The sequence below is a fragment of the Marinovum sp. E3 genome, from assembly GCF_055755275.1.
Genome location: NZ_CM146908.1, coordinates 1,531,938 through 1,554,195, shown reverse-complemented (window position 1 = coordinate 1,554,195; position 22,258 = coordinate 1,531,938). Strand labels below are relative to the sequence as shown.

Below are 22,258 nucleotides of genomic sequence, written 5' to 3'. Positions count from 1 at the left end.
CCGGACGTCAAAGCGCCCAGGAAACAGGGCCGGGCCTCGGCGCCCGGCCCTGTTTGTCATTCCGCTGCCAACTTGCGTGGTTTGAGCATCGGCGCGAGGTAATGGCCGGTGTGGCTGGCCTTGACCTTGGCCACTTTCTCGGGCGTGCCGGTCGCGACGATCTTGCCACCGCCATCACCACCCTCGGGGCCGATGTCGATGATCCAGTCAGCGGTCTTTATGACGTCGAGGTTGTGTTCGATCACCACCACGGTATTGCCGCTCTCGACCAGTTCGTGCAGCACTTCCAAAAGCTTGCGCACGTCCTCGAAATGCAGGCCCGTTGTCGGCTCGTCGAGGATGTAGAGCGTGCGGCCGGTGGAGCGTTTGGCCAGTTCCTTCGACAGTTTCACCCGCTGCGCCTCGCCGCCAGAGAGGGTCGTCGCCTGCTGGCCGACCTTGATATAGCCAAGGCCCACCCGCATCAGCGCATCCATCTTGTCGCGGATCGAGGGCACCGCCTTGAAGAACTCCTGCGCCTCTTCAACCGTCATATCAAGAACGTCGGCTATGCTCTTGCCCTTGAACTTGATTTCCAGAGTCTCTCGGTTGTAGCGCGCGCCCTTGCAGGTCTCGCATTCGACATAGACATCGGGCAGAAAGTGCATCTCGATCTTGATGACACCGTCGCCCTGACAGGCCTCGCACCGACCGCCCTTGACGTTGAACGAAAAGCGCCCGGGCTTGTAGCCGCGCGCCTTGGCCTCCGGCAGCCCGGCAAACCAGTCGCGGATCGGGGTGAAGGCGCCGGTATAGGTGGCGGGGTTCGACCGTGGGGTGCGGCCAATGGGCCGCTGGTCGATGTCGATCACCTTGTCGAGATGCTCCAGCCCCTGGATCGTCTCGCAGGGGGCGGGCGTCTGCCGCGCGCCGTTGAGCCGCATCGAGGCGGTCTTGAACAGGGTCTCGATGGTCAGGGTCGATTTGCCCCCGCCCGACACGCCCGAAACGCAGACGAATTTGCCCAGCGGAAACTCGGCGGTGACTTTGCGCAGGTTGTTGCCCGTGGCCTTGACCACGGTCACCGATTTGCCATTGCCCTCACGCCGTTCCGACGGCACCGCGATCTCGCGCTGGCCCGAGAGGTATTGGCCGGTGACCGACGACGGTTCCGCCGCCACCTGGGCCGGCGTGCCATGGGCCACCACCTGGCCGCCATGCACCCCGGCACCGGGCCCGATGTCAAAGACGTAATCCGCCTCGCGGATCGCCTCTTCGTCGTGTTCCACCACGATCACAGTATTGCCCTGGTCGCGCAGGTTCTTGAGCGTACCGAGCAGCCGGTCATTGTCGCGCTGGTGCAGCCCGATCGACGGCTCGTCGAGCACGTAGAGCACGCCGGTCAGGCCAGAGCCGATCTGCGACGCCAGCCGGATCCGCTGGCTCTCGCCACCCGAGAGCGTGCCGGCATTGCGGCTCAGCGTCAGATATTCGAGGCCGACATTGTTGAGGAACCCCAGCCGTTCGCGGATCTCCTTGAGGATGGCGCGGGCGATCTCGTTCTTCTGCGAGCTGAGGTGCTGCGGCACCTCATTGCACCAGTCAAAGGCCTCGCGGATCGACATCTGCACCACCTGGCCGATATGCAGCAGATCGTCCTCGGGCGCGCCGATCTTGACCGCCAGCGCCTCGTCCCGAAGACGGTAGCCGCCACAGGCATGGCACGACCGGTTGTTCTGGTAGCGTTCGAATTCCTCGCGAATCCAGTTGCTGTCGGTTTCGCGGTAGCGCCGTTCCATATTCGGAATGACGCCCTCGAAGACGCGGGAAATCTGATAGACCCGGCCGCCCTCGTCATAGCGAAACTCGATCTCCTCGTCGCCAGAGCCATAGAGGAAGACCTGCTGGACGTGTTTCGGCAGATCCTTCCAACGGGTGTTCTTGTCGAACTCGTAATGCTTGGCCAGCGCCTCGATGGTTTGCAGGAAATAGGGCGATTTGCCCTTGCGCCAGGGCGCCAGCGCGCCATCGTAGATCTTCAGAGTGGTGTCGGGCACCACAAGCCGTTCGTCAAAGAACAGCTCCATCCCCAGCCCGTCACATTCCGGGCAGGCGCCGAACGGCGCGTTGAAGGAAAACAGCCGCGGCTCGATCTCGGGGATAGTGAAGCCACTGACCGGACAGGCGAAATTCTCGGAAAAAGTGATCCGCTCCGGGTCTTCGTCGTCGCGCGGTGCGGTTTCCAGGATGGCGATGCCATCGGCGAGGTCGAGCGCGGTGCGGAAGCTGTCGGCCAGCCGCGTCTCCAGCCCCTCGCGCACTACGATGCGGTCGACCACCACATCGATGTCATGGCGGTATTTCTTGTCCAGCACCGGCGGCTCGTCGAGCTCGTAGAAGGCGCCATCGACCTTGACCCGCTGAAAGCCCTGCTTGCGCAGCTCGAGGAATTCCTTGCGGTATTCGCCCTTGCGGTCGCGGATGATCGGCGCCAGCAGATAGCCGCGCGTGCCCTCTTCGAGCGTCATCACCCGGTCGACCATGTCCTGCACCTGCTGCGCCTCGATCGGCTTGCCGGTGGCGGGGGAATAGGGCGTGCCGGCGCGGGCAAAGAGCAGCCGCATGTAATCGTAGATCTCGGTCACGGTGCCGACGGTTGAACGCGGGTTCTTCGATGTGGTCTTCTGCTCGATCGAAATCGCCGGCGACAGGCCGGTGATATGATCGACATCGGGCTTTTCCATCATGTCGAGGAACTGCCGCGCATAGGCCGAGAGGCTCTCGACATAGCGGCGCTGCCCTTCGGCATAGATCGTGTCAAAGGCCAGCGAGGATTTGCCCGAGCCCGACAGCCCGGTGATCACCACAAGCTGATCGCGCGGGATATCGACGTCGATGCCCTTGAGATTGTGCTCGCGCGCGCCGCGCACCTCGATATGTTTCAGTTCCGGCATTTCAGCCCCCCTTCGGCAGTGGTTAACACATAGGGGATGAGGCCGGTTTCGCCAATGGAAAAATGAGAACACAAGGCGAACATCTGCCGAGGCGAGGATTTCCCCTGTTGATCGGCGGGTCCACTTTACGCAGGGTTATCGCATTCAATTGGTCATTTGGGGGTCGGGATGTCATTTCTCCGCACATTGTTAGTTTCTCTGCTCGCGCTGCCGGGCCTGTTGTCGGCGCAGGAAAACCCGCGCACCATCCTGGTGCTCGATGGCTCCGGCTCAATGTGGGGCCAGATCGACGGCCGGGCCAAGATCGAGATCGCCCAGACGGTGATGGGTGATCTGCTGGCCGCCCTGCCCGGAGATCAGGAACTGGGGCTGACCGCCTATGGCCACCGCACCAAGGGCGATTGCAGCGACATCGAGACGCTGGTTGCCCCCGGTGCCGGCACCCGCGACGCCATCGCCACTGCGGTCAACGGCATTCAGCCGCGCGGCAAGACGCCGATGACCGATGCGGTGACCGCCGCCGCCGAGGCGCTGCGCTACACCGAAGAAAAGGCGACGGTGATCCTGGTGTCCGACGGCATCGAGACCTGCAACCCCGATCCCTGCGCCGCCGCCCGCGCGCTGGAACAGGCCGGCGCCGAGTTCACCGTGCATGTGGTGGGCTTCGACGTGAGCGACCCCGAGGCGCTGGAGCAGATGCAATGCCTGGCCGAAGAGACCGGCGGGCGCTTTCTCACCGCCGCCAATGCCGGCGAGTTGGGCGAGGCGCTGACCGAGGTCGCCGCCGCGCCCGAGCCGATGCCGGTGACCGTCGATTTCGCCGCCACCGACGGCGAGGACGGGCCACGCATCGCCACGCCGCTGATCTGGTCCCTTTCGCGGGGCGAGACCGCAATCCTCGATTTCGAGCGTGGCGCCACCGTCAGCGCCGATCTGCTGCCGGGTGATTACCTTGTGTCGGTGTTGCGCCCCGAGGACGAGGCCAGCGCCGAGATGACCTTTGCCCAGGGCGACGCCCCGCAAACCGTCACCCTGGCCCTGCCCGCGCTGTTGCCGCCCGCCAGCCTAGAAGCGGCCGATAGCGCGCCGGCCGGATCGACCCTTCCGGTGACATGGGACGGCCCCGATGCGCAGAACGATTACATCTCTGTCGCGCGCCCCGGCGATGACGGCTATGAAACCTATGCCTATACCCGCAAGGGCAGCCCGGCAGAGTTACTGCTGCCCGCCCTGCCCGGCGACTACGAGCTGCGCTATGTCCTCTCGGACGGGCGCAAGACTCTGGCAACCCGGCCGATCGCCGTCACCGAGGTGACCGCCAGCCTCGACGCCGCCGACAGCGTCGTCGCCGGGGCGCAGTTGCCCGTCACCTGGCAAGGGCCGGATTATGCCAATGACTACATCTCGGTCGCCCGGCCCGGCGATGATGGCTATGAGAGCTATGTCTACACCCGCAAGGGCAGCCCCGGACAGTTGCTGATGCCACCCCTGCCCGGCGACTACGAGTTGCGCTACGTGATGTCGCAGGACCGCACCGTTCTGGCGACCCGCAGGGTGACGGTGACCGAGGTCACGGCGACACTGGCTTCCGAAGACAGCGCGCTCGCCGGCGCCACCCTGCCGGTGACCTGGGAGGGCCCGGATTATGCCAATGATTACATCTCCATCGCGCGGCTTGGCGATGACGGTTACGAGAATTACGCCTATACCCGCAAGGGCAGCCCGGCGCAGGTGGTCATGCCGACGGTGCCCGGCGACTACGAGCTGCGCTATGTGATGTCGCAGGATCGCACCGTGCTGGCGACCAGGCCCATCGCGGTGGTCGCAATCAGCGCCACGCTCGAGGCCCCCGCCGAGGCCGCCGCCGGCCAGCCGCTCGAGGTGCGCTGGACCGGGCCGGATTATGCCAATGATTACATCTCTGTCGCCCGGCCCGGCGACGACGGCCACGAGGCCTATACCTACACCCGCAAGGGCATGCCGCTTTCGCTCACCATGCCGCTGGTGCCGGGCCGCTACGAGCTGCGCTATGTCATGTCGCAGGACCGCACGGTTCTGGCGAGCCTGCCGATCGAGGTGCAGGATGTGCAGGCGACGCTCGCTCTTCCCGAGACCGCCCGCGCCGGGGCCCCGATCGTGGTGAACTGGGAGGGCCCGGGATATGACCGCGACTATATCTCGATTTCGCGGCCCGGCGACAGCCGCCATGATGCCTATAGCTACACCCGGACCGGCTCGCCCCTGTTGCTGCGTACCCCGGCGGTGCCCGGCACCTACGAAGTGCGCTATGTGGCGGCCAGCAACGGCACCTCGGTCCTGGCCCGCAAGGAGATCACCCTGACCGAAGTAAGCGCGGATTTGCAGGCCGCCGAGCGCGGCGCCGCCGGCGGCAATCTGGCGGTGCATTGGGACGGGCCTGATTTCAGCGACGATTACGTGTCGATCGCCCGCGCCCAATCTTCGGACGATGAATACGAAACCTATGGCCGCACCAGTCAGGACAGCCCGTTGATCCTGAAACTGCCCGAACAGCCCGGCGCTTACGAGCTGCGCTATGTGGTCGGCCAGAACCGCAAGGTGATCGCCCGCAAGCCGCTGACGGTCGAATAGCCACCCCCGCCCCGGCCCCGCGCCGGGGCCTCCCCGACCGCAGCGCCGCAGCCCCCGCGCGTCAGACCGCGCGGGTTACGTCATAGCCGTAGAGCCAGTCGAACTGCCGCAACGCCCGCGCCGGGGCCAGCCGCGCGCCAAGACGCAGCGCGGTATGCGCCGCCAGCCGCAGCGGCCCGGGCCGCAAATGGTATTTCCAGGCGTTGCCGGTGGCCGCGGCCACGATTTTCTGACAGCGCGCCATGCGCAGCGCCTGATAGGCGGCCAGCCCCGCGCCGATATCCTCATGCCCGGCCAGGCAGGCGCCGAGCGCCCAGGCATCCTCGAGCGCCATATTGGCCCCCTGCGCCAGATAGGGCAGCGTCGGATGGGCCGCGTCGCCCAGCAGAGCGCAGTGCCCCCCGACCCAGCGCGGCGCCACCCGATGGCGGAACAGACCCCAGAGATGGACCGCCTCCACCGCGCCCAACATCCGCTGCACCGCCGGACCGAACCCGGCAAAGGCCGCGCGCAGGTTGGCCGGATCGTCGCGGTGCTGCCAGCCTTCCTCGGCCCAGGCCGCGCGCTCCTGCGCCGCCACGAGGTTGAGCACCGAGCCGTCGCGCAGCGGATAACACACCAGATGCCGGCCCGGCCCCATGTGCACCTGCACCTCTGCACCCTGGCCGGTGACATTCGGGATTACCGCGCGCCAGGCCACCTGACCGGTGAATTGCGGACTGGCCGGGCCGATCAGCGCTTCGCGCAGCCGCGAATGCAGCCCGTCGGCACCGATCACCAGATCGGCGGTACAGGCGTCGCCATTGGCCATCACCAGTTCGGGCCCCGCGCCGGGCCGGACCTCCGCCACCTTTTGCAACAGCCGGAAGCGCACGCCGCGCGCCCGCGCCTCGGTGACCAGAAGATCGATCAGATCGGCGCGGTGGACAAAGAAATAGCGTTGATCCCGCGGCAACAGCCCGAGATCGAGCCGCGCCACCTCGTCGCCGGCGCGAAAATCGCGCAGCGACACCGCCCGGCCTTCGGCCGAGCGCGCCGCCAGCTCCGGCGCCAGCCCCAGTGCCTCGATCACCCGCAGCCCGTTCGGGCTGATCTGAAGCCCGGCGCCGACCTCGCGGATCGCCTCGGCCTGTTCCAGAACGGTGACCTGTGCACCCCGCCCGGCCAGGCACAGCGCAGCGGCCAGCCCGCCGATGCCCCCGCCGACGATGCGGATATCAAGACCTAGAAGGCTCATCTCTTTCCCTTCTGACAAAAACGCCGGGGCGAGCGCCCCGGCGTTTTCGTTATTTTACAATGCAGCGCCGCGGCTCAATCGTCGCGGTGCACCTTTTCGCGGCGCTCGTGACGCTCCTGCGCCTCGAGGCTCATGGTGGCGATCGGCCGCGCGTCGAGACGCTTGAGCGAGATCGGCTCGCCGGTCACCTCGCAATAGCCGTATTCCCCCTCGTCGATCCGGCGCAGGGCCGCATTGATCTTGGCGACCAGCTTGCGCTGACGGTCGCGGGTGCGCAGTTCAATGGCGCGGTCTGTCTCTTCGCTGGCGCGATCCGCAACATCGGGAATGTTGCGCGTGCTCTCCTGAAGCCCTTCGATCGTATCGCGGGTTTCGTCGAGCAATTCGTTTTTCCAGGAAATCAGCTTGCGGCGGAAATATTCAGTTTGCCGCTCGTTCATGAATGGTTCGTCCTCAGCGGGACGATAATCTTCGGGTAGAAACGATTCTTGTTTCATATCCGCTCCCTTTTTCTGGCCAGCCTCAGTTGAAATCAATTTTGAATGCTCCTTTTGACCGGCAACCCCTGCGCGCTCGGAGTACTCCCTGAGCACCGGAATGTCACTACACAAAGCGCTGTATTGCGGCGAATTCTCGGTATCGATAGGCTCCGCGCCAGAAGCCGAAACAAGGAGCAGGCATGAAATTTCAGGGCACCGAGAGCTATGTGGCGACCGAAGATCTCACGTTAGCGGTAAATGCCGCGGTAACGCTGGAACGGCCGCTGCTGGTCAAGGGCGAACCGGGCACCGGCAAGACCGAACTGGCGCGTCAGGTGGCCGATGCGCTGGGCCTGCGGATGCTGGAGTGGAACGTCAAATCCACCACCAAGGCGCAGCAGGGGCTGTATGAATACGACGCCGTTTCGCGCCTGCGCGACAGCCAGCTCGGCGAAGAGCGGGTGCATGACGTGCGCAACTACATCCGCAAGGGCAAGCTCTGGCAGGCCTTCGAGGCGGAAGAGAAGGTGGTGCTTCTGATCGACGAGATCGACAAGGCCGACATCGAGTTTCCCAACGACCTGTTGCAGGAGCTCGACAAGATGGAATTTCACGTCTACGAGACCGGCGAAACCGTCAAGGCCCGCCAGCGCCCGATCGTCATCATCACCTCGAACAATGAAAAGGAACTGCCCGACGCCTTCCTGCGCCGCTGTTTCTTTCACTACATCCGGTTCCCCGACGAGGCGACGATGCGCCAGATCGTCGAGGTTCATCATCCCGGTATCAAACAGGCGCTGCTGACCACCGCGCTGACCCAGTTCTACGAGATCCGCGAGCAGGCCGGGCTCAAGAAGAAACCCTCGACCTCCGAGGTGCTCGACTGGCTCAAGCTCCTGCTGGCCGAGGATCTCACGCCCGAGGATCTGGCCCGCGACGGGGCCAACGCCCTGCCCAAATTGCACGGCGCCCTGCTCAAGAACGAGCAGGATGTGCATCTTTTCGAACGCCTCGCCTTCATGGCCCGCCGCGGCCGCTGATCCGGGGCGGCCCGGTCCCGTTCCGGTCGAAAACCTGTGGCGGAGCGGGCCAGGGCCCATGGACGGAAAGACCGCCCTGCCCTGATCGGGAAACCGGCGCGATCGCGCGATAAAAGATCCGGCGCCCGGCGATTGACCGGGCGCCGGATGCGGCGGCCACCGACGCGCCAATCCCTGGCGGCCGGCGACGAATTTGCGGCGTGGCACGGCCAGTCGGACGGCCCCGCCCGGCATAGCCGGGCATTTGCATCCTGCCCTCGTGCATTACCTGTCGGCAAACGTCGGCAATTCACCATATCTGGTGTGATCCCGATTGCCCGCCCACAACCCAACCCCTTGATTCGGCTGAATTGCAACGCTTTCGGACGCCGGAAAAACTCGGCCGATTTACGGCTTAGGAAATCCCGGCTTTGCCGTATACTCCCCCATAAGGCGATAACGCCAAACGGGATGTCCTGATGCATCCGAAAGAGCAGGCAGACCAGAATGTCGATTGAAATGACTATCCGCGCGCTGCGGCCCGCAGATCGGGACCAATGGCAGGAGCTTTGGCGGCAATATCTCGCGTTTTATGAAACCGAGCTTCCGGCGCGGATTTATGACAGCACCTTTCATCGTTTGCTGGGAGACGACAGCCGCGATTTCAATGGCCTTGTCGCCCTTTCCGGGGACCGGCTCGTCGGGTTGACGCACTTCCTGTTTCACCGCCATGCTTGGAAAGAGGAAGAGGTCTGTTACTTGCAGGATCTCTACGCCGTGCCCGATCTGCGGGGGCGTGGCATCGGCCGCAAGCTGATCGAGGCAGTTTATGCCCGAGCCGATGCGGCGGGCGCGCCCTCGGTCTACTGGCTCACCCAGGAGTTCAACCACACCGCCCGCGATCTCTATGACCGGATCGGCGTGTTGACCCCGTTCATCAAATACCAGCGAGCCTGACACATGCGCCGCAGCCGTCTTTTCCTGCCGCTTTACATGTTGCTCTCGGCCTGCGTGCCGATGGCCTCTTCGGATATGCCGACCCGCGCCGCCAGTCTGGAATCCACATTGCCGGTGATGAAGACCTTTTCGCAGCCCCGCCCGCTGCCGGCGGCGCGGTCGAATACCGATATTGCCCGCGATTTCATCGACCTGCACTTCCAGCTTGAAAGCGGCCGCCCGCTGCCTCGGCTGACCCGGTTCGAAGGGCCGATCGGGGTGCGGGTGACCGGCGATGCCCCGGCCCAGCTCGACCGCGATCTCAAGCAGCTCCTGCACCGGCTGCGCAGCGAGGCGGCGCTGGACATTCGCCAGGTGGCGCCAGACGCGCCGGCGGCGGTGACGATCGAGGCGATCAGCTCGGCCGAGATCCGCCGCGCCCTGCCGATGGCGGCTTGTTTCGTGGTGCCCAATGTCACTTCTCTGGCCGATTACAAGCGCAAGCGCCGCTCCGGCAAATTGAATTGGGCGCAGCTGCAACAGCGCACCACGGTGGCGATCTTCGTGCCCAATGACACCTCCCCGCAAGAGATGCGCGATTGCCTGCACGAAGAGCTGGCCCAGGCGCTGGGGCCGCTCAACGATCTTTATCGCCTGCCGGATTCGGTGTTCAACGACGACAATGTGCACACCGTCCTGACCGGTTTCGACATGCTGATCCTGCGGGCGACCTATGACAGCGCGCTGCGCTCCGGCATGGACCGCGCGAGTGTCGCCGCCCGCCTGCCCGCCATTCTCGCCCGGCTGAACCCGCGCGGCGCCGGCATCGGCACCAACCGGCAGTCGCGCACGCCCCGCGCCTGGATCGAGGCGGTGCAGGAGGCATTGGGGCCCGGCGCCAGGCATTCTCAACGCCGGACCGCCGCCACCCGGGCGCTCAGGATCGCCGCCGCCATGGGCTGGCAGGATCACCGCCGCGCCTTTTCGCATTACGCCATGGGCCGCATTCTTCTGATCAGCGACCCCGATCGGGCGCGCGCCGAATTCGAGGCCGCCGACCGGTTCTATCGCATGAGCCCGGCGACCGAGCTGCATCTGGCCTATGTCGCCTCGCAGCTCGGCGCGCTCGAATTGACGCGCGGCCGGCCGGACCAGACGCTGGCGCTGGTGGCACCGCATTTCGACACCGCCGCGCGCCATGAAAACGCGGCGCTGCTGAGCACGCTGCTGCTGTTGCGCGCCGAGGCGCTCGATCTGACCGGACGGGTTTCGGAAGCGCGCGAGGTGCGGATGGACTCTCTGGGATGGGCGCGCTACGGCTTTGGCGCGGATTGGGCGGTGCGCGCGAAACTGCGCGAGATTGCCGCGCTCAACCCGCTCAAGGGCCCGCGCGGGTAGTTCCGGCGGCGCCGGCGCAGACAGAAGGACAAGGAACAGATGCTGGTCATCATCGGCGCCATTATCGGCGGTATCATCGGCGGCACGATCGCCAGGCGGCGCGGCGGCAAGACGCTGGACGTGGTGCAATATGTCGGCATCTATGCGCTGGCCTTCGCGCTTCTGGGCATGTTGGCCACGCTGGTGATCCACCGCCTGGCCCTCTGAGGCGCGGCGATGTTCGTTCCCTTCTTCGAAACCCTGCGCCGCGCCGGCGTTCCGGTGTCGCTCAGGGAATATCTCACCTTTCTCGAAGGCATGAGCGCGGGTCTGGCGACCTATGACGTCGATGCCTTCTATTACCTCGCGCGCACCGCGATGGTGAAGGACGAGCGCAACCTCGACAAGTTCGACCGCGCCTTTGCGCACAGCTTCAAGGGGCTGGAAGAAATTTCGGCGCAGGACGTGCTGAGCGCCGTCGATCTGCCCGAGGACTGGCTGCGCAAGATGGCCGAGAAACACCTCAGCCCCGAGGAAATGGCCGAGATCGAGAGCCTCGGCGGTTTCGATCAACTGATGGAGACGCTGAAGAAGCGGCTCGAGGAGCAGAAAGGCCGCCATCAGGGCGGCAACAAATGGATCGGCACCGCCGGCACCTCGCCTTTCGGCGCCAATGGCTACAATCCCGAGGGCGTGCGCATCGGCCAGGAGAAAAGCCGCCTCCAGCGCGCCGTCAAGGTCTGGGACAAGCGCGAGTTCCGCAATCTCGATGATCAGATCGAGCTTGGCACCCGCAACATCAAGGTGGCGCTGAAACGCCTGCGCAACTGGGCACGGACCGGTGCCAATGACGAGTTGGACCTCGACGGCACCATCCGGGCGACGGCCGAACACGGCTACCTTGACGTCAAGACCCGGCCGGAACGGCACAATGCGGTCAAGGTGGTGCTGTTTCTCGATGTCGGCGGCTCGATGGATGCGCATATCCGGGTGGTGGAAGAGCTGTTCTCGGCCGCGCGCTCCGAATTCAAGCACCTCGAATATTACTATTTCCACAATTGCCTTTACGAAGGTGTCTGGCGCGACAATCGCCGCCGCTGGTCCGAGGTAACGCCGACCTGGGAGGTGCTGCGCACCTATGGTTCGGACTACAAGTGCATCTTTGTCGGCGATGCCAGCATGTCACCCTACGAGATCGCCTTTGCCGGCGGCGCCAACGAACATTGGAACGAGGAAGCCGGCCAGGTCTGGCTGGCGCGCGCTCGCGACCAATGGCCCGACAATCTCTGGATCAACCCGGTGCCCGAACAGCAATGGAGATACACCCAGTCGATCGGCATGATCCACGAGATCTTCGAGGGTGCCATGGTGCCGATGACGCTCGAAGGGCTGGAACGCGGCATGAAGGCGCTGGCGCGTTAGCCCGCCTGTCAGCGGCGGTAATCCTCGGGCTTGATGCCATAGCGCGCGAGCTTGTCGTAAAGCGTCTTGCGCGGCAGTTTCAGCTGTTTCGCGGCCTCGGTGGCGCGTCCGTTCTGGCGGCTGAGCGCGGCGATCAGAAGCGAGCGTTCGACCTGCGCCATCTGCGCCGCCAGCCCCTGTTCGGCATTGCGCGCCACCTCTTCCGGCATGCCCAGCACAAACCGCATCGCCGCCGACATCAGCGAGCGCGCATTGCCCGGCCAGCTCTGCGCCATCAGCGCGGCAGCATGATCCGGGCTGATTTCAGGCGCGGTGATGCCGGCCTGTTCGGCGGCCTGGTCGACGTAATGGCGAAACAGCACCGGGATGTCCTCGGGCCGTTCCGACAGCGCCGGAATGCGCACCACATGGACATTGAGCCGGTAATAGAGATCGGCGGTCACCCGGCCCTCGGCAAAGGCCGCATCGATCCCGTCGACCGCCCCCGCGATCAGCCGCAACCCCTGGCCGGAGTCCAGCAGATCGAGCAGCACAAGCTGGCTGTCGGCCGAAAGATCGGCAATGCCATCGAGAAACAGCGCCCCGCCCTCGGCGCGCGAGAACACGTCGCGCAGGCCGGCGGGATCGAGGCTGCGCGCGGCGCGTTTCTCGAACGGCGTCTTGGCGCGGGGCGAGGATAGGTGAATGACCTCGGCCACCTTGGAGATGCCCGAACCCTGCGGCCCGATGATCAGCGCATCGGCGGTCGATGCCGCCACCTGACGGACCTGCGCGCGCAGCGCCTCGGCCAGCGCCGAGGTGCCGAAGATCATCCGCGCCGCCGGATCGCCGGCCTCGATCTGGCTTTTGAACCGGCGGTTTTCCAGCACCATGGCGCGGGCCTTCAGCGCCCGGTCCAGCACCTTGAGGAGATCCTCGGTGGCGCAGGGCTTTTCGAGAAAGGCGAAGGCCCCGGCGCCAAGCGCGCGCACCGCCATCGGGATGTCGCCCTCGCCGGTCAGCAGAATCACCGGCAGGTCGGGATCGACCTGCTGGGCGTGGTCGAGCAGATGAAAGCCATCGCGCCCCGGCATGCGGATATCGCTCAGGATCACCCCGTCGAAGTCCGGTGTGATATGATCCTTGGCGACCACGAAAGACCCCGCCGGAACCGGTGCATACTCTGCCAGTTCCAGCGATTGGCACAGCGCCTCGCGCAGGCCCGCGTCGTCGTCCACCAACAAGACCTGCCTCATGCCGCCGCCTCCTGCGCTTCACGCCATTGGTCGAGCTCGACGGTAAAGACCGCCCCGCCGCCGGGCGCGTTGCTGCCGCGGATGGTGCCGCCAAAGCTCTGCACCAGACCATAGGAGATCGACAGGCCAAGCCCCATGCCGTCGGGCCCGCCGACCTGTTTGGTGGAATAGAACGGGTCGAAGATACGGTCGGGATCGGCAATGCCCGGCCCGGTGTCTGCCACCGTCACCACCGGACGCGTGCCGGCGTCGAGCGTGATGGTCAGGGCGCGGCGCGGGGCGTCCTCCATGGCGTCGGCAGCGTTCGAGATCAGATTGACAAAGACCTGTCCCAGCCGCACCTCGCCGCCCCAGACCCAGACCGGCGCCGGCGGTGGCTGCCAGACCAGCGTCACCGCGCCCTGGCGCAGCCGCGGCTCGGCCAGTTCGATGGCGCTGTCGATCACCGCGACGATATCGACCTTGCCCATCGGCTCGCTTTCGTTGCGGGCAAAAGCGCGCAGGTTCTTGATGATCCGCGCCATGCGGCGCGCCATGGCGGCGATGCGACCCAGGTTCTCGCGTGCGGTCGCGGGGCGGTCGCGGTCAAGGAAGGCCTGGGCGTTCTCGGCATAGTGCTGGATCGCCATCAGTGGCTGGTTCAGCTCGTGGCTGATGCCGGCCGACATCTGCCCCAGCGCCGAGAGCTTGCCGGCCTGCACCAGATCGGCCTGGGCGCGTTTCAGCGCCGCCTCGGCCTCCTGGCGTTCGCGCACCTCGTGGCGCAGCGCGGTGTTGGTCTGCGACAGCTGGGCGGTGCGCGCGGTGACCCGACTCTCGAGCCGTGCATTGGCCTGTGCCAGCACCCGCCGTCGCGCCCCGGCAAGAAACAGCAGCGCGCCGAAGGTCGCCATCAGTGCCGCCACCGCCGCCGCCTGCCAGAGCGCCAGCCGCAGCGCCGGGCTGGTGTCGATCAGTGCCTCGGCGCGCATTCCGATCACCGGCAGATCCTGGCTCAGATGCAAGGCGCGGCGCGGCACATAGGGCGACCAGTCGAGCCACCAGACCTCATGCGCGCCCACCTGCACCGCGCGCGGCGTTTCGCCCGCCGGCGTCTCCGGCCCCAGCGCGCCGGGCGGCTGACGCCAGTACAAGAGCTCGGAACGGTTCGAGATGAAGACCCGGCCGTCGCCGTCGACGAAATAGATCGCCGGGCGGTCGCCGCGCCAGTTCTCTTCCAGCCGGTCGATGTCGACGCCGAGGATCAGCGCCCCGCGCACCTTGCCGGCGGCATCAAAAGTCGGCGCGGCAAAGAACCAGGCGCGCACGCCGAAGGTCTCGCTCACCACATGCGCCGAGCCCAGCGCGCCCTGCATCGCCCGGCGGAAATAGGCGCTGTCGCCCAGAGCCTCCGGCGTGCGCGGCCCAGAGGCCGCCAGCACCCGGCCCGAGGCATCGACGTAATGCATGGTCAGCGCCGAGGTCTTGTCGGCCACGTCGAGCAGCAGCGCATCGGCCGGTGCGCGCTCGCCGCCATCGTGCAGCGCCGCCAGCGCCGGGTGATCGGCGGTCAGCACTGCCACCTCGGCGTGATGCTGCAATTGGGCGGTGAGTCGGTCGGCGGCCAGCGACAGCCCGGCCTCGCCGCGCCGGGCGATCTGATCGAGGCCCTGACGAAAGCCGGTGTGCCAGACGCCGGCGCTCACCGCCGCTATACATGCGATGTAGAGCGCCGCCAGACCACGAAGTGAGGAAGATTTCGACGACATGACGATACTTTAGCGCGTCCCCCCTTGCAAAGGAAAGCCAGCCCGTCAGGATGATCTCATGGCAGAGCTTTCGCAATCTCCGACCGACCCGGGTTTTGTCCAGAATCCCTATCCGTTTTACGCCGAGGCGCGGGCCAAGGGCGCCGTGCACCAGTGGCGCGACTATGGGATCCACTGCGCCTTTTCGCATGCCGCCGTCAATGCCGCCCTGCGCGACAGCCGCATGGGCCGCGAGGCACCCGACGAGCTGAAAGAGCCGCGGCCCGCGCATCTGCGCGACTTCTATGCCATCGACGACAATTCCATGCTGGAACTGGAAGCGCCGCGCCACACCCGGCTGCGCAAGCTTGTGCTGCATGCCTTCACCGCTCGCGGCATTGCCGGGCTGGCGCCGGAGATCGAGGCGCTCTGTCACCAATTGATCGACGCGTGCCCCGAGGGCGATTTCGACCTGTTGCCGCAGTATGCCACCCAGGTGCCGGTAATCGTGATCGCACGGCTGCTGGGCGTGCCCGACGACATGGCCGACCGGTTGCTGGCCTGGTCGAACGACATGGTGGCGATGTACCAGGCCCGCCGCGACCGGACGATCGAAGACGGCGCCAATGCCGCCGCGCGCGAGTTTTCGGCCTTTCTGGCCGATTACATCGCCACCCGCCGCCGCACCCCCTCGGACGATCTGATCACCCGGCTGATCGCGGCAGAGGCCGATGGCGAAAAGCTGAGCCTGGACGAGCTGATCGCCACCTGCGTTCTGGTGCTGAACGCCGGCCATGAGGCCACGGTGCATACTCTGGGCAATGGGGTGAAGGCGATGCTCGAGACCGGCATGCGCCCCGAATGGTCCTCTGATTCGATGATCGATGCGACGGTCGAGGAAATCCTGCGGTTCGATCCGCCGCTGCACATGTTCACCCGCTGGGTATACGAAGACCTCGAGATCGGGCGCAGCCCCTTGCGGCGCGGCGACCGCATCGGCCTCTTGCTGGGGGCGGCCAACCGCGATCCCGAGATGTGGGTCGACCCCGACCGTTTCGATCCGAATCGACATCTGAAGCCGCATGTGGCCTTTGGCGCCGGCCGCCATTTCTGCGTTGGCGCGCCACTGGCCCGGCTCGAGTTGCGCATCGCGCTTCAGGTGCTCTTTGCCCGCCTGCCCGGCCTGCGCCTCGCCGCGCCGCCGCGCTACGCGAACCTCTACCATTTTCACGGGCTTGAGCGTCTCTTGCTGTGTGCGCAATGACCCGCCGCCGGTCTTGGGCCCACGCGACCGGGCAATGTGGCAAATTGGCCGGACGCGACGTTCCGAGTGGAAAAATGGCGGGTTTAGCGCTAACAGTACCTCAAAGAAATTGCTGTGAGCAAGCCAGATGAAAGACGAAATCCTTCACCATATCCGCTATTCGCTGGGCAAGGACGCCGAGCATTCCTCGGTTTACGACTGGCGCATCGCGCTGTCGCTGGCGCTGCGCGACCGGATGGTCGATCATTGGTATCGCTCCACGCGCGAGACCTATGCCTCGAACGCCAAACGCGTCTATTACCTCTCGCTCGAGTTTCTGATGGGCCGGCTGGTCGAGGACATGGCCGCCAACCTCGGCCTCGACCGCGAAGCCCGCGACGCCATCGAGGCGCTGGGCCAGGATTACGAGGAAATCGTGCATGACGAGCCCGATGCGGCGCTGGGCAACGGCGGCCTCGGGCGTCTTGCCGCCTGCTTCATGGACTCGCTGGCGACCCTGGGCATTCCGGCTTATGGCTACGGCATCCGCTACGAGCACGGGCTGTTCGAGCAGAAGTTTTCCGACGGCAAACAGGTCGAGACCGCCGAGACCTGGTTGACCCAGCGCCACGCCTGGGAATTCGAACGGCCGGAGGTGAAATACCGCATCCAGTTCGGCGGCCATGTCGAGCATCACGAGGGCAAGGCGCGCTGGATCTCGTCCGAGACCGTGCTGGCCACCGCCTATGACACGCCGGTGATCGGCTGGAAGGGCACCTGGGGCAACACTCTGCGGCTCTGGTCGGCCAAGGCGCCGGGGGCGTTTGACCTCGAGAGCTTCAACCGGGGCGATTACCTTGCCGCCGGCCGCTCCGAGGCGCTGGCGCGCACCATCAGCCGCGTGCTTTACCCCGATGACACCACCGACGCCGGCAAGCAGCTGCGGCTGAAGCAGGAATATTTCTTCACCGCCGCCTCGCTGATGGACCTGATGCGGCGCTACCTGAGCGATCACGACGATCTGCGCGCCCTGCCCGATCACGTGGCGATCCAGCTCAACGACACCCACCCGGCGATTGCCGGGCCGGAACTGGTGCGGCAACTGGTCGACGTGCACGGGCTCGAGATGCCCGAAGCCATCGAAATCGCCCGCAACTGCCTGGGCTACACCAACCACACGCTGCTGCCCGAGGCGCTGGAGAAATGGCACGTCGGGCTGATGGCCTATGTGTTGCCCCGGCATCTGGAAATCATCCGCGCCATCGACCACGACCACCAGGAACGCCACCCCGGCAGCCCGCGCATCATCGAGCATGACCATGTTCAGATGGGCGAACTGGCCTTTATCATGGCGCACAAGGTCAATGGCGTCTCGGCGCTGCACAGCGAGCTGGTCAAGGAGACGGTGTTCGAGGATCTGCACAAGATCCACCCGACCCGGATCATCAATCAGACCAACGGAATCACCCCGCGGCGCTGGCTGTATACCTGCAACCAGCCGCTGTCCGATCTCGTCACCCGCGAAATCGGCGATGGCTGGGTGGCCGATCTCGAACAGCTCAAGGCGCTGAACGAGAAATCCGGCGACAAGGCGTTCCTCGCCGAGTTCCAGGCCGCCAAGCGCGCCAACAAGGTGCAACTGGCGCAATGGATCAGGCAAACCTGCGGCACCGAGGTGAACCCCGACGCGATGTTCGACGTGCAGATCAAGCGGATCCACGAATACAAGCGCCAGTTGATGAACATCCTCGAGACCGTGGCGCTCTGGAACGAGATCCGCGACAATCCGGGCGGCGACTGGACGCCGCGCGTCAAGATCTTTGGCGGCAAGGCGGCGCCGGGCTATCACGTCGCCAAGCAGATCATCCACCTGATCAACGACGTCGCCACCCGGATCAACAACGACCCGGTGACCGGCGATCTGCTCAAGGTGGTCTATCCGCCGAACTACAATGTCACCATGGCCGAGAATCTGATCCCCGCCGCCGACCTCAGCGAACAGATCTCGACCGCCGGCAAGGAAGCCTCGGGCACCGGCAACATGAAATTCGCCCTGAACGGCGCGCTGACCATCGGCACGCTCGACGGCGCCAATGTCGAGATCCGCGAGCATGTGGGCGCCGAGAACTTCTTCCTCTTCGGTCTAACCGCGCAGGAGGTGCAGGAACGCCGCCTGCAACATGGCTTCGCCCGCGCCGCCATCGAGGCCAGCCCGCGGCTGAGCCGGGTGCTGGGCCAGATCGTCGATGGTGTGTTTTGCCCGGACGAAGTCACGCGCTACCATGAACTTGTCGGCAATCTCTACGATCACGACTACTTCCTCGTGACCTGCGATTTCGACAGCTATTTCGACGCGCAGCGCCGTGTTGATGTCGCCTATCGCAGCAAGACCGGCTGGGCGGCCATGGCGCTCAAGAACACGGCCAACATGGGCTGGTTCTCGTCGGATCGCACGATTCAGGGCTACGCGCGCGATATCTGGCATGCGGGCCCGGTCAACACTGGTGGAATGGAGAAAATTGCATGATTGACGCCCCCCTGATCCACCCCGAAGAAGCAGCCTCCCTTGCAGATGGGTCGCACGGCAATCCCTTTGCCGTGCTCGGGATGCACGAGACCGACGGCAAGCTTGTCGTGCGTGTGTTCCGCCCCGAAGCAGACAGCGTCGAACTGATCGATGCCAAGACTGGCAAGGCGGTTGTTTCGCTCGGGCGGGTCACGGGGGGCGACGGCGTTTTTGCCGCCGAGGTGCCGCGGCGCAAGAAACGCTTTGACTACAAGCTGCGGATGACCCGGGGCGGCAACGTTTGGACGGAATACGACCCCTATGCCTTTGGCAACGTGCTGGGCGAATTCGACGAATACCTGCTGGGCGAAGGCACGCACGGATATCTGTGGAAAGCGCTCGGCGCGCATGTGATGACCCATGAAGGTGTCGAGGGCACGCATTTCGCGGTCTGGGCCCCGAACGCCCGGCGGGTTTCGGTTGTCGGCGATTTCAACGGCTGGGATGGCCGCCGGTTTGTCATGCGCCGGCGGGGCGCGACCGGTGTGCACGAGATCTTTGTGCCCGACGTCGCCGATGGCACCGCCTACAAATACGAGGTGCTGGGCATCGACGGTCAGCTGATGCCGCTCAAGGCCGATCCGGTGGGCTTTGGCGCAGAGCTTCCGCCGCGCACCGCCTCGGTGGTGCGCGACCTGTCGCGCTACGACTGGCAGGACGGCGACTGGATGGCACGGCGCAGCGGCGCGCACCGCATCGACCGGCCGATCTCGGTCTACGAGGTGCACCTCGAAAGCTGGCGGCGGGTGCCCGAAGAGGATGGCCGCTCGCTCACCTATCGCGAAATGGCCGACGCGCTGGTTTCTTATGTCAAGGAGATGGGGTTCACCCATATCGAGACCACGCCGATCAGCGAATATCCCTTCGGCGGCTCCTGGGGATATCAGCCGGTGGGGCTCTACGCCCCCACCTCGCGCTTCGGCACGCCCGACGATTTCCGCTATTTCGTCGATGCCTGCCACCAGGCGGGAATCGGGCTGATCATCGACTGGGTGCCGGGCCATTTCCCGACAGACGAACACGGCCTTGGCCGGTTCGACGGATCGGCGCTTTACGAACATGCCGATCCGAAAGAAGGCTATCACCCGGACTGGAACACGCTGGTCTATAACTACGGCCGGACAGAGGTGGCCAATTATCTGATCGCCAACGCGAAATTCTGGGTGCAGGAATATCACATCGACGGGCTGCGCGTTGATGCCGTGGCCTCGATGCTCTATCGCGACTATTCCCGGAAAGAGGGCGAATGGGTGCCCAACATCCACGGCGGCCGCGAGAACCTCGAAGCCATCAGCTTCATGCAGCGGATGAACGAGGCGGTCTATGCCGACCAGCCCGACATCATGACCATCGCCGAGGAAAGCACCGCCTTCCCCGGCGTCTCCGCCCCCACCGACACCGGCGGCCTTGGCTTCGGCTTCAAGTGGAACATGGGCTGGATGAACGACACCCTGCGCTACATGGGCGAAGATCCGATCCACCGGAAGTATCACCACGACAAGATGACCTTCGGGCTGCATTACGCCTTTTCCGAGAATTTCGTGCTGCCGCTGAGCCATGACGAGGTGGTGCATGGCAAGGGCTCGATCCTCGACCGGATGCCGGGCGACGATTGGCAACGGTTTGCCAATTTGCGGGCCTATTACGGCTTCATGTGGGGCCATCCGGGCAAGAAGCTGCTCTTCATGTCCTGCGAGTTTGGCCAGTGGGATGAGTGGAACAACGAAAAGAGCCTCGACTGGCACCTGCTCGAGTATCCGACCCACAAGGGCGTGCAGTCGCTGGTCCGCGATCTCAACCACCTCTATCGCGACACCCCTGCGCTCTACGAGCTCGACAGCAAGCCCGAGGGCTTCCGCTGGATCGACGGCGGCAACGCCGGCGAGTCGGTGTTTTCCTGGCTCCGCCACGGCAAAGACGGCAGCGACCCGGTGCTGGTGGTCTGCAATTTCACGCCGGTGACACGACCCGGCTATCGCATCGGCGTGCCGCTGGCGGGAACCTGGGAGGAAGTTCTGAACACCGATGCGGCCGCCTATGCCGGCAGCAACCAGATCAACGCCACCCCGCTGGCCACGACAGAAGAGCCGGCGCATGGCTGCGCACAGTCGATTGAGCTGACCGTGCCGCCGCTGGCGACAACGTTCCTGCGTTATAAAGGGACATGAATTTCAACCATTTATTAGACCATCCGATCAAGTCTGGGAGGACCCGATGACACAGGCACGACACGAACTCGCGCAACAAACGATGGCCTATGTTCTGGCCGGGGGGCGCGGCAGCCGATTGAAGGAAATGACCGATATCCGGGCAAAACCGGCGGTGTTCTTTGGCGGCAAGACGCGGATCATCGACTTTGCACTGTCGAACGCGGTGAACTCCGGCATCCGCCGCATCGGTGTCGCCACGCAGTACCGGGCCCACAGCCTGATCCGCCATCTGCAACGCGGCTGGTCCTTCTTCCGCGCGGAGCGCAACGAAAGCCTCGACATCCTGCCCGCCTCGCAGCAGATGGGTGAGGACAACTGGTACAAGGGCACCGCCGACGCGGTGACGCAGAACATCAACGTGCTGCGCGGCTACGGGCCGAAATACATCCTCGTTCTGGCCGGCGACCATATCTACAAGCAGGACTATTCGGTCATGATTGAGCAGCACGTCAAGACCGGCGCCAAGGTCACGGTCGGCTGTATCGAAGTGCCGCGCGACGAGGCTAGGGCCTTTGGCGTGATGGGGGTGGACGCGAACGACAAGATCCTCGAATTCGTCGAAAAGCCGGAAAATCCCCCCGCCATGCCCGGCGACGAGAGCCGCGCGCTGGCCAGCATGGGGATCTACGTCTTCGAGGCGGAATACCTTTACGAGTTGCTGGAAAAGGACAATGACGATCCGAACTCCAGCCATGATTTCGGCAATGACATCATTCCCGATATCGTGGCCCAAGGCGGCGCCTATGCCCATCCCTTCGGGCGCTCCTGCGTGATGTCGGGGCTGGAGGACCGGCCGTACTGGCGCGATGTCGGCACCATCGATGCCTATTGGCAAGCCAATATCGACCTGACCGATTTCAAGCCCGAGCTCGACCTCTATACCCAGAACTGGCCGATCTGGACCTATTCCGAGCTAACCCCGCCGGCCAAGTTCATTCACAACGAGGAAGGCCGCCGCGGCTCCGCCACCTCGTCGATGGTTTCGGGCGGCTGCATCATCTCGGGCTCGCAACTGCATCGCTGCCTGCTGTTCACCGGCGTGCGGACCCACAGCTTTGCCGAACTCGAGGGGGTCATCGTGCTGCCCTATGCCGATATCGGCCGCAACGCCAAGCTCAAGAACTGCATCGTCGACCGCGGCGCCATGATTCCCGAGGGCCTTGTGGTGGGCGAGGATGCCGAGGCCGACGCCAAGCGGTTTCGCCGCACCGAAAACGGCATCTGCCTGATCACCCAGAAGATGATCGACAAGCTGGATGGCTGA

Annotated in this window: 15 protein-coding genes; 10 read left to right on the top strand and 5 right to left on the bottom strand. The window is 65.0% G+C overall.

Features of this window, described 5'->3' with window-relative positions; genetic code table 11:
* Positions 1-56: 56 nt before the first annotated feature.
* Positions 57-2,933: an excinuclease ABC subunit UvrA gene (gene uvrA, locus AC0J5K_RS07565; protein ID WP_274564604.1), complete on the bottom strand. Its 2,877-nt coding sequence runs from the start codon at positions 2,931-2,933 to the stop codon at positions 57-59.
* A 186-nt stretch (positions 2,934-3,119) separates the two neighbouring features.
* Here uvrA and AC0J5K_RS07560 point away from each other — a divergent pair, with 186 nt between their 5' ends.
* Complete coding sequence (locus AC0J5K_RS07560) at positions 3,120-5,543, top strand: vWA domain-containing protein (RefSeq protein WP_423135779.1); 2,424 nt, start codon at positions 3,120-3,122, stop codon at positions 5,541-5,543.
* A 61-nt stretch (positions 5,544-5,604) separates the two neighbouring features.
* Here the strand turns inward: AC0J5K_RS07560 and AC0J5K_RS07555 are convergent, their stop codons facing one another.
* Positions 5,605-6,780, bottom strand: coding sequence for an FAD-dependent monooxygenase (locus AC0J5K_RS07555; RefSeq protein WP_274564601.1), 1,176 nt, complete (start codon positions 6,778-6,780; stop codon positions 5,605-5,607).
* 74 nt (positions 6,781-6,854) lie between these two features.
* Positions 6,855-7,277: an RNA polymerase-binding protein DksA gene (dksA, locus tag AC0J5K_RS07550; RefSeq protein ID WP_048531962.1), complete on the bottom strand. Its 423-nt coding sequence runs from the start codon at positions 7,275-7,277 to the stop codon at positions 6,855-6,857.
* A gap of 182 nt (positions 7,278-7,459) precedes the next feature.
* Between dksA and AC0J5K_RS07545 the strand changes: the two genes are divergently transcribed.
* The 5 genes from AC0J5K_RS07545 (at position 7,460) to AC0J5K_RS07525 (ending at position 12,013) form a co-directional block, all read left to right on the top strand.
* Complete coding sequence (locus AC0J5K_RS07545) at positions 7,460-8,299, top strand: AAA family ATPase (RefSeq protein WP_048531963.1); 840 nt, start codon at positions 7,460-7,462, stop codon at positions 8,297-8,299.
* A 486-nt stretch (positions 8,300-8,785) separates the two neighbouring features.
* On the top strand, positions 8,786-9,235 hold the full coding sequence (locus tag AC0J5K_RS07540) for a GNAT family N-acetyltransferase (RefSeq protein WP_074836782.1): 450 nt from the start codon (positions 8,786-8,788) through the stop codon (positions 9,233-9,235).
* Positions 9,236-9,238: 3 nt separating this feature from the next.
* The gene (locus AC0J5K_RS07535; protein ID WP_274564597.1) at positions 9,239-10,612 is read left to right on the top strand and encodes a DUF2927 domain-containing protein; all 1,374 of its coding nucleotides are present in this window, start codon (positions 9,239-9,241) and stop codon (positions 10,610-10,612) included.
* A 39-nt stretch (positions 10,613-10,651) separates the two neighbouring features.
* Positions 10,652-10,819, top strand: coding sequence for an apolipoprotein acyltransferase (locus tag AC0J5K_RS07530; protein ID WP_074836778.1), 168 nt, complete (start codon positions 10,652-10,654; stop codon positions 10,817-10,819).
* Positions 10,820-10,828: 9 nt separating this feature from the next.
* Positions 10,829-12,013, top strand: a complete 1,185-nt coding sequence (locus AC0J5K_RS07525; RefSeq protein WP_274564592.1) for a vWA domain-containing protein — start codon at positions 10,829-10,831, stop codon at positions 12,011-12,013.
* 8 nt (positions 12,014-12,021) lie between these two features.
* Here AC0J5K_RS07525 and AC0J5K_RS07520 read toward each other — a convergent pair whose 3' ends face one another.
* Together AC0J5K_RS07520 and AC0J5K_RS07515 are read right to left on the bottom strand one after the other, a co-directional pair.
* Positions 12,022-13,248, bottom strand: a complete 1,227-nt coding sequence (locus tag AC0J5K_RS07520) for a sigma-54-dependent transcriptional regulator (protein WP_274564591.1) — start codon at positions 13,246-13,248, stop codon at positions 12,022-12,024.
* Positions 13,245-14,996 (bottom strand): sensor histidine kinase, encoded by a 1,752-nt coding sequence (locus AC0J5K_RS07515; RefSeq protein WP_274564590.1) that lies wholly within the window; start codon positions 14,994-14,996, stop codon positions 13,245-13,247. Before AC0J5K_RS07515 ends, AC0J5K_RS07520 begins: the two co-directional genes overlap by 4 nt.
* Before the next feature lie 58 nt (positions 14,997-15,054).
* Between AC0J5K_RS07515 and AC0J5K_RS07510 the strand changes: the two genes are divergently transcribed.
* The 4 genes from AC0J5K_RS07510 to glgC all read left to right on the top strand — a co-directional run bounded on the left by AC0J5K_RS07510 (position 15,055) and on the right by glgC (position 22,258).
* Positions 15,055-16,239, top strand: coding sequence for a cytochrome P450 (locus AC0J5K_RS07510; protein WP_274564588.1), 1,185 nt, complete (start codon positions 15,055-15,057; stop codon positions 16,237-16,239).
* Positions 16,240-16,366: 127 nt separating this feature from the next.
* The gene (locus tag AC0J5K_RS07505) at positions 16,367-18,745 is read left to right on the top strand and encodes a glycogen/starch/alpha-glucan phosphorylase (protein WP_274564586.1); all 2,379 of its coding nucleotides are present in this window, start codon (positions 16,367-16,369) and stop codon (positions 18,743-18,745) included.
* Positions 18,742-20,952: a 1,4-alpha-glucan branching protein GlgB gene (glgB, locus tag AC0J5K_RS07500; protein ID WP_274564585.1), complete on the top strand. Its 2,211-nt coding sequence runs from the start codon at positions 18,742-18,744 to the stop codon at positions 20,950-20,952. Before AC0J5K_RS07505 ends, glgB begins: the two co-directional genes overlap by 4 nt.
* Before the next feature lie 46 nt (positions 20,953-20,998).
* A complete protein-coding gene (gene glgC, locus AC0J5K_RS07495) occupies positions 20,999-22,258 on the top strand; it encodes a glucose-1-phosphate adenylyltransferase (RefSeq protein WP_274564583.1) in 1,260 nt (419 codons plus the stop codon).

Excerpts from the sequence above, each read along its gene's own strand:
- uvrA (WP_274564604.1), bottom strand. The coding sequence starts at position 2,933 with ATGCCGGAACTGAAACATATCGAGGTGCGCGGCGCGCGCGAGCACAAT.
- AC0J5K_RS07555 (WP_274564601.1), bottom strand. The coding sequence starts at position 6,780 with ATGAGCCTTCTAGGTCTTGATATCCGCATCGTCGGCGGGGGCATCGGC.
- dksA (WP_048531962.1), bottom strand. The coding sequence starts at position 7,277 with ATGAAACAAGAATCGTTTCTACCCGAAGATTATCGTCCCGCTGAGGAC.
- AC0J5K_RS07545 (WP_048531963.1), top strand. The coding sequence starts at position 7,460 with ATGAAATTTCAGGGCACCGAGAGCTATGTGGCGACCGAAGATCTCACG.
- AC0J5K_RS07540 (WP_074836782.1), top strand. The coding sequence starts at position 8,786 with ATGTCGATTGAAATGACTATCCGCGCGCTGCGGCCCGCAGATCGGGAC.
- AC0J5K_RS07535 (WP_274564597.1), top strand. The coding sequence starts at position 9,239 with ATGCGCCGCAGCCGTCTTTTCCTGCCGCTTTACATGTTGCTCTCGGCC.
- AC0J5K_RS07530 (WP_074836778.1), top strand. The coding sequence starts at position 10,652 with ATGCTGGTCATCATCGGCGCCATTATCGGCGGTATCATCGGCGGCACG.
- AC0J5K_RS07525 (WP_274564592.1), top strand. The coding sequence starts at position 10,829 with ATGTTCGTTCCCTTCTTCGAAACCCTGCGCCGCGCCGGCGTTCCGGTG.
- AC0J5K_RS07520 (WP_274564591.1), bottom strand. The coding sequence starts at position 13,248 with ATGAGGCAGGTCTTGTTGGTGGACGACGACGCGGGCCTGCGCGAGGCG.
- AC0J5K_RS07515 (WP_274564590.1), bottom strand. The coding sequence starts at position 14,996 with ATGTCGTCGAAATCTTCCTCACTTCGTGGTCTGGCGGCGCTCTACATC.
- AC0J5K_RS07510 (WP_274564588.1), top strand. The coding sequence starts at position 15,055 with ATGGCAGAGCTTTCGCAATCTCCGACCGACCCGGGTTTTGTCCAGAAT.
- AC0J5K_RS07505 (WP_274564586.1), top strand. The coding sequence starts at position 16,367 with ATGAAAGACGAAATCCTTCACCATATCCGCTATTCGCTGGGCAAGGAC.
- glgB (WP_274564585.1), top strand. The coding sequence starts at position 18,742 with ATGATTGACGCCCCCCTGATCCACCCCGAAGAAGCAGCCTCCCTTGCA.
- glgC (WP_274564583.1), top strand. The coding sequence starts at position 20,999 with ATGACACAGGCACGACACGAACTCGCGCAACAAACGATGGCCTATGTT.